General features: G+C 65.8%; 3 protein-coding genes and 2 pseudogenes. 4 read left to right on the top strand and 1 reads right to left on the bottom strand.

Annotated elements, in window-relative coordinates; translation table 11 throughout:
• The first annotated feature begins 380 nt into the window (after window positions 1-380).
• From ACFPN9_RS25380 to ACFPN9_RS25365, 4 genes and pseudogenes are all read left to right on the top strand, one after another.
• Entirely contained in the window at window positions 381-1,895 is a 1,515-nt protein-coding gene (locus tag ACFPN9_RS25380; protein WP_066733991.1) for an efflux RND transporter periplasmic adaptor subunit, read from the top strand.
• Complete coding sequence (locus tag ACFPN9_RS25375; RefSeq protein WP_066733994.1) at window positions 1,892-5,062, top strand: efflux RND transporter permease subunit; 3,171 nt, start codon at window positions 1,892-1,894, stop codon at window positions 5,060-5,062. The genes ACFPN9_RS25380 and ACFPN9_RS25375 overlap by 4 nt, the downstream gene beginning before the upstream one ends.
• Before the next feature lie 30 nt (window positions 5,063-5,092).
• Window positions 5,093-5,506, top strand: coding sequence for a DUF411 domain-containing protein (locus tag ACFPN9_RS25370; RefSeq protein WP_245289740.1), 414 nt, complete (start codon window positions 5,093-5,095; stop codon window positions 5,504-5,506).
• Window positions 5,507-5,725: 219 nt separating this feature from the next.
• Window positions 5,726-6,177 (top strand): annotated as a pseudogene (locus ACFPN9_RS25365) (transposase); the annotation flags it as partial.
• A gap of 1 nt (window position 6,178) precedes the next feature.
• On the opposite strand, the pseudogene ACFPN9_RS25360 reads toward ACFPN9_RS25365, so the two are convergent.
• Window positions 6,179-6,463, bottom strand: a pseudogene (locus tag ACFPN9_RS25360) (transposase); the annotation flags it as partial.
• Window positions 6,464-6,568: the final 105 nt, after the last annotated feature.

Raw genomic sequence — 6,568 nt, 5'->3', positions numbered from 1 at the left:
CCCATCGTCAGCCTGCCAGCCGTGGCCGCCTGACCAGCCCGACCAAAGCCGGCACGCGGTGGCTCTGCGAAGCTACACCACCAGCAGGGACACGACCCGGAGCCGTTGTTCGCTCTTCGGCACCTGTTCGCCTGGGCATCTCCACGCGTAGTGCCGCTGCAAGGAGCCGCCACAGGGTTTCAAGAGCCGATTTGATCTGGCGCAAGGATGCTGTCCTGGCGCGGCGCTAGGAAATTGCTTCGGCGGCGACGGCGATCTGTTCGTCTCGGGATCTCACGATCTCGGATCGCGCTCTGGTCGGGTCACCCGTCGTGTGCAGCTCGCCCCCAAGGGGCAAGGCGGCAACAGTCCAGAATTAGCTCCTTTAAAGGCGGTAACCGATGGACCAGGTCACTCCGTTCCATGCGTTCGATCCGGCCGACCGCGGTCTGCGAGGGAGAAGCACCGTCGGGCGGCTTGTCAGGCTTGCATTCGTCCTCGCGACCGTCGTTGGCGCGCTTGGAACTGGTTACACCATCGGCAAGGCGGGGTGGCCCTTGCCGAGCTGGGCGCCGACTTGGTTGATCCCTATGCTTGGCCGCGACGAAGGTTCGGCCCCGGCGGGCTCGGTCGTTTTCGGCGGCGGCTCCGACGGCCACCCCGTTCATCCTGCCGAACATTCGGCTGCCGGCGGCTTGGACCACCTGCCCGTCCGTACCGGCGGTGACGCGAGCGCAAGAATCGACCAATCTGCCTCTCACGCGGGCCACGGCGCGGCTGCCGTGGGCTCCGCGGAGCCTGCCAAGAAGGTCCTCTACTATCGCAACCCGATGGGTCTGCCCGACACCTCGCCGGTCCCGAAGAAGGACTCGATGGGGATGGACTACGTGCCCGTCTATGAAGGCGAAGCGGACGACGGGTCGATCGTTAAGGTGAGCCCAGGCAAGCTGCAGCGCACGGGCGTGCGCTCGCAGGCCGTCGAACGACGCGTGGTCACCCGGCCGGTCCGCGCGCCGGCGTCCGTCCAGCTCGACGAGCGCCGCGTCGCCGTCGTCGCACTCCGGTCGGAAGGCTTTATCGAGAAAGTTGAGCCCGTGACCACGGGCGCCCGGGTGCGCAAAGGGCAGCCGCTGATGCGCCTCTACTCGCCCGAGATCGCGGCCGCTTCCGCCCAGTACCTGTCCTTGGTGGTCCAGCCGTCGAGCTCCGGCCCGCTGCTCGCCGATGGAGCCCGGCGCCGGCTCGAGAACCTGAACGTGCCGCCCGATGTTACCGCGGAGATCGAGCGCACGCGCAAAGTGCCGCTGACCATCACTTGGCCAGCGCCCCGCGACGGTGTCGTCCTTGAGCGCACGGCCATCGACGGCATGCGCGCTCCTTCAGGCGATGTCCTGTTCCGCATCGCGGACCTCTCGCTTGTCTGGGTGCTGGCCGACGTGCCGGAGCACGATCTTGGCGCCGTTCGGCTCGGCCAACCCGTAACGATGCGGACCCATGCCCTGCCCGGGCGCTCGTTCACGGGGCGGGTCGACCTGATCTATCCGCAGGTCAACAAGGAGACGCGCACGACGCGCGTGCGCGTCGAGATCCCGAATCCAGACGGCGTCCTGCTGCCCGATATGTACGGCGACGTCGACATTGCGACCGGCTCCGATCAGCCCGTTGTGGCCGTGCCTGACAGCGCCGTTATCGACACCGGCATGCGGCAGGTCGTGATTCTCGACAAGGGCGAGGGCCGCTTCGAGCCGCGCGAGGTGAAGGTGGGCGCCCGCGGAAACGGCGTCGTCGAGATCCGGCAGGGAGTTGCAGCAGGCGACCAAGTCGTGACTGCGGCCAACTTCCTCATCGACGCCGAAAGCAACCTCAAGGCAGCGCTGCAGAGCATGGTGGCCGCGAGCGAGGAGAAGCCGCAATGATCGCGCGCCTCATCAGTTGGTCGGCCCGCAACCTGCTCCTGGTGTTCGTCGGGACGGTCTTCGCCGTTGCAGCGGGGCTCTATGCGCTCCGGACCTTGCCGCTCGACGCCATCCCCGACCTCTCCGACGTGCAGGTCATCGTTTACACGGAATACCCCGGCCAGGCGCCGCAGGTCGTGGAGGACCAGGTCACCTTTCCGCTCACCACGGCCATGCTGACGGTGCCGAAGTCCAAGGTGGTCCGCGGCTTTTCCTTCTTCGGCGTGTCATTCGTTTATGTCATCTTCGACGACGGCACGGACCCGTACTGGGCGCGCTCGCGCGTGCTCGAATACCTGAACGCCGCGACGAAGCGCCTGCCCCAGGGCGTCACGCCGAGCCTCGGCCCGGACGCGACCGGCGTCGGCTGGGTCTACCAGTACGCAGTGATCGCGAAGGAGCGCACGCTCGCGGAACTGCGCTCCATCCAGGATTGGGTGATCCGTTTTGCCGCCGCGAAGGCGGAAGGGGTCGCCGAGATCGCGAGCGTCGGCGGCTTCGTGAAGCAGTACAACGTTGTCGTCGATCCGAGCCGGCTCCGGGCGCAAGGGATCCCGCTCGCGCGCGTACGGGAGGCGATCCGGGGCAGCAACGCCGATGTCGGCGGGCGCACCGTCGAGTTGTCTGAGTTCGAGTTCATGGTGCGTGGCCGTGGCTATCTCAAAAGTGTCGAGGACATCGAGAACATCGTCCTCAAGACGAGCCAAGGCATTCCCTTGCGCCTCCGCGACGTCGCCCGCGTCGAGATCGGGCCCGACGAACGCCGCGGCATCACCGAACTCAACGGCGAGGGCGAGGTCGCGAGCGGCATCGCCCTGCAGCGCTTCGGAGCCAACGCGCTAACCGTCATCGACAACGTCAAGAAGCGCCTTTCCGAAGTTGCCGGGAGTCTTCCCAGCGGCACCGAGATCGTTCCCGTCTATGACCGCTCGCAGCTCATCGAGGCGGCGATCGACACATTGAAGACGACGCTGATCGAGGAAAGCGTCATCGTGGCGCTCGTCTGCATCGTGTTCCTGCTGCACCTGCGCAGTGCGCTCGTCGCCATCCTGATGCTGCCAGTCGGCATCCTGATAGCCTTCGCGGCCATGAAGTACATCGGGCTCGGCTCGAACATCATGAGCCTGGGGGGCATCGCCATCGCGGTCGGCGCCATGATCGACGCCGCCATCGTCATGATCGAGAACGCCCACAAGCATCTGGAGCGGGCGGAGCCCGGCAAGCCCCGTATCGAGATCCTGATCGAGGCGGCAAGCGAGGTTGGGCCGGCGCTGTTCTTCAGCCTCCTCATCATCACGGTCTCGTTCCTGCCGATCTTCACGCTGGAGAACCAGGAAGGCCGGCTATTCGGCCCGCTTGCCTTCACGAAGACTTTCGCAATGGCTGCGGCCGCGCTGCTCTCCGTGACGCTCGTGCCGGCGTTGATGGTCATCTTCGTGCGCGGACGGATCATCCCCGAGCACCGAAATCCCATCAATCGCTTCCTGATCTGGATCTACCGGCCCGTGATCCGCGGCGTGCTCAAGGCGAAAACGCTCACCATTCTGGTCGCGCTTGTCGCGTTGGGCGCGACGGTCTGGCCGGCCCGCCAGCTCGGCAGCGAGTTCATGCCGAGCCTCAATGAAGGCACGCTAATGTATATGCCGACGACGCTGCCCGGGCTCTCGGTCACCAAGGCGGCGGAGCTGATGCAGACCCAGGACCGCATCATCAAGTCCTTCCCGGAGGTGGCCTCGGTCTACGGCAAGGCGGGTCGCGCCGCGACCGCCACCGATCCGGCGCCTGTCGAGATGTTCGAGACCATTATCAACCTGAAGCGCAAGAGCGAATGGCGGCCGGGTGTCACGCTCGACAGCCTCAAGGCCGAGATGGACAAGGCCCTCCAGTTTCCGGGCGTTTCGAACGCCTGGACGATGCCGATCCGGGCCCGCATCGACATGCTTGCGACCGGCATCCGCACACCTGTAGGGATAAAGGTGTTCGGCACCGACCTCGCCGAGATGGAGAAGGTCTCGCGCCAGGTCGAAGCTGTGGTGCGTAACGTACCCGGCACGGCGAGCGCTTATGCCGAGCGCGTCATCGGCGGCTACTATCTCGATATCGAGCCAAACCGCGTGGCGCTCGGGCGCTACGGCCTGACGGTCGGTGACGTTCAGGACGTGATCGCGACGGCTCTCGGCGGCGAGGCGGTGACGACCACCGTGGAGGGCCGCGAGCGCTACACGGTCAACGTACGCTATCCGCGCGAGCTGCGCTCAAACCCCCAGTCCATCGCGAGCGAGGTGCAGGTGCCTCTACCCGCCGGCGGGACCGTGCCGCTTGGCGAGGTGGCTGACGTCAAGCTTACCCGCGGGGCCACTGCCATCCGCACCGAAAACGGGCAGCTGGCGGTGTACATCTTCGTCGACATCCGGGACCGTGACCTCGGTGGTTACGTCGCGGATGCGCGTCAGGCCGTCGCTCAGGAGGTGCGGTTCCCGGCAGGTTACTACGTGACCTGGAGCGGTCAGTTTGAGTACCTGGAGCGGGCGGAAGCGAGGCTGAAGATCGTGGTCCCGGTCACGCTGCTCATCATCTTCCTGCTGCTCTATCTCAACTTCCGGGCGCTCACCGAGACGCTTATTGTTATGCTTTCGCTGCCGTTCGCGCTCGTCGGCGGCATCTGGCTGATGTGGTGGCTCGGCTTCAACATGTCGGTCGCGGTTGCGGTCGGGTTCATCGCGCTCGCGGGCGTCGCCGCCGAAACTGGCGTGATCATGCTGATCTACCTCGAGCATGCCTGGCAGGAGCAGCGTGCGACCGCCTGGGCAGCGGGCCGGGCGCCCACCCGGGACGATCTTTACCAAAGCATCATGGTTGGGGCCGTCGAGCGCGTGCGCCCGAAGATGATGACGGTGGTGGCCATCATGGCGGGCCTGGTGCCGATCCTCTGGAGCACCGGCGCCGGCTCCGAGATCATGCAGCGCATCGCCGTGCCGATGATCGGCGGCATGATCTCTTCCACGGTCCTGACGCTCGTGGTCATCCCGGCCATCTACGGCCTGATCAAGCAGCGAGGCCTGCCTCGGCACGTCGTGGGCGTGGTCGTCGAGGCGAGCGGTCGCAAGGCAGTGCCCGTGGCCGAGTAAGCCGGTTGGAGGACTCCCATGAGAAGTTTAATGTTCGCTGCCGCCCTCTTGCTGCCGACGCCGTCGGGTCTGGCAGCTGCCGAGGAAATGATCATCTACCGGTCTCCGGACTGCGGATGCTGCGCCATCTACGTTCGCCATGTTGAGCAGGAGGGTTTTCGAACAGCGGTGCGGCTCAGCCGTGATGTGTCCTCCGTCAAGCGAGAGCAGGGCATCCCCAAATCCCTGGAGAGCTGCCACACGACCCTCGTTGGCGGCTACGTCGTGGAAGGGCATGTGCCCGTCACGGCGATCGAGCGCCTGCTTGACGAGAGGCCAGCCATCAAGGGGATCGCGCTGCCCGGCATGCCGGCCGGCTCCCCGGGAATGCCGGGCAGGAAGGCGGGGCCGTTCACGATCTATACGGTCGCTGACGGTTCTCCCGCGGTCTTCGCGCGCGAATAACCTCTTCACGAGGAGAAGCATATTTCAGAACCCCGGTGCGGTGGTCTCCTGGTCCGTGTCGGCGCGCGACATCCCCCCCGCACGGCCCCGCCTTCAGCACTGACGCGGTGCCGCGTTCGTCTGCCATGGTGCTGATCTAGGCAGCGTTATGAACTGGCCTGCCCCCTGAAAAGTGGCCCTCGCTGAAGTAGGCTTTTTGAGCCTTTGGAGGATGCCGCGATGCCGCAGAAGAAGCACAAGCCTGAAGAGATCGTCGCGAAGCTGCGCCAGGTCGACGTGCTGTTGTCCCAGGGGCGCCCGGTCGCGGAGGCGATCCGGGCCATCAGTGTGACGGCGTTCACATATTACCGTTGGCGCAAGGAGTTCGGCGGCCTGAAGAGCGACCAGGTGAAGCGGCTGAGGGATCTGGAGAAGGAGAACGAACGGCTACGGAAGGCTGTCTCGGATCTGACGCTTGAGAAGCTCATTCTCAAGGAGGCTGCCTCGGGAAACTTCTGAGCCCCGCCCGCCGTCGCCGCTGCATCGACCACGCCATGATGAAGTTCGGCGTGTCGGAGCGGTTGGCGTGCCGGGTTCTGGGGCAGCATCGATCTACGCAACGCAAGGTTCCGAAGGGCCGCGCTGACGATGCGGCGCTGACCGCCGACATTGTCGAACTCGCCGCCCAGTATGAGCTTGCTTGCCTGCGATCACGCGCGCCGCCATCACCAGGAGCTGGTTGATCGTCGCCAGCAGGCCGCTGTCGCGCCAGACGTAGAAATAGCCGCGCACGGTCGAAACGGGCGGAAAGTCGCCCGGCAGCATGCGCCATGGGCATCCGCTCGACGCGATGAACAGGATCGCTTCGAAAACATCGCGCATGTCCGTCGTGCGTGGCCGCCCACCGCGCCTGGGCGCAGGGATCATCGGCGCGACGACAGCCCACTCGCGGTCGGTCAGATCACTGGGAAAGCGCAGGCGATCAGGTCGTGTCCCTGCTGGTGGTGTAGCTTCGCAGAGCCACCGCGTGCCGGCTTTGGTCGGGCTGGTCAGGCGGCCACGGCTGGCAGGCTGACGATGGGA

Origin of the sequence: Allobosea massiliensis, assembly GCF_042655245.1 — a bacterium.
GTDB classification, from domain to species: domain Bacteria; phylum Pseudomonadota; class Alphaproteobacteria; order Rhizobiales; family Beijerinckiaceae; genus Allobosea; species Allobosea massiliensis.
The sequence above is the reverse complement of the archived record's forward strand: the minus strand, read 5'-3'. Positions and strand labels throughout refer to the sequence as shown.

Coding starts and splice junctions, on each gene's coding strand:
- ACFPN9_RS25370 (WP_245289740.1), top strand. CDS start 5,093: ATGTTCGCTGCCGCCCTCTTGCTGCCGACGCCGTCGGGTCTGGCAGCT.
- ACFPN9_RS25380 (WP_066733991.1), top strand. CDS start 381: ATGGACCAGGTCACTCCGTTCCATGCGTTCGATCCGGCCGACCGCGGT.
- ACFPN9_RS25375 (WP_066733994.1), top strand. CDS start 1,892: ATGATCGCGCGCCTCATCAGTTGGTCGGCCCGCAACCTGCTCCTGGTG.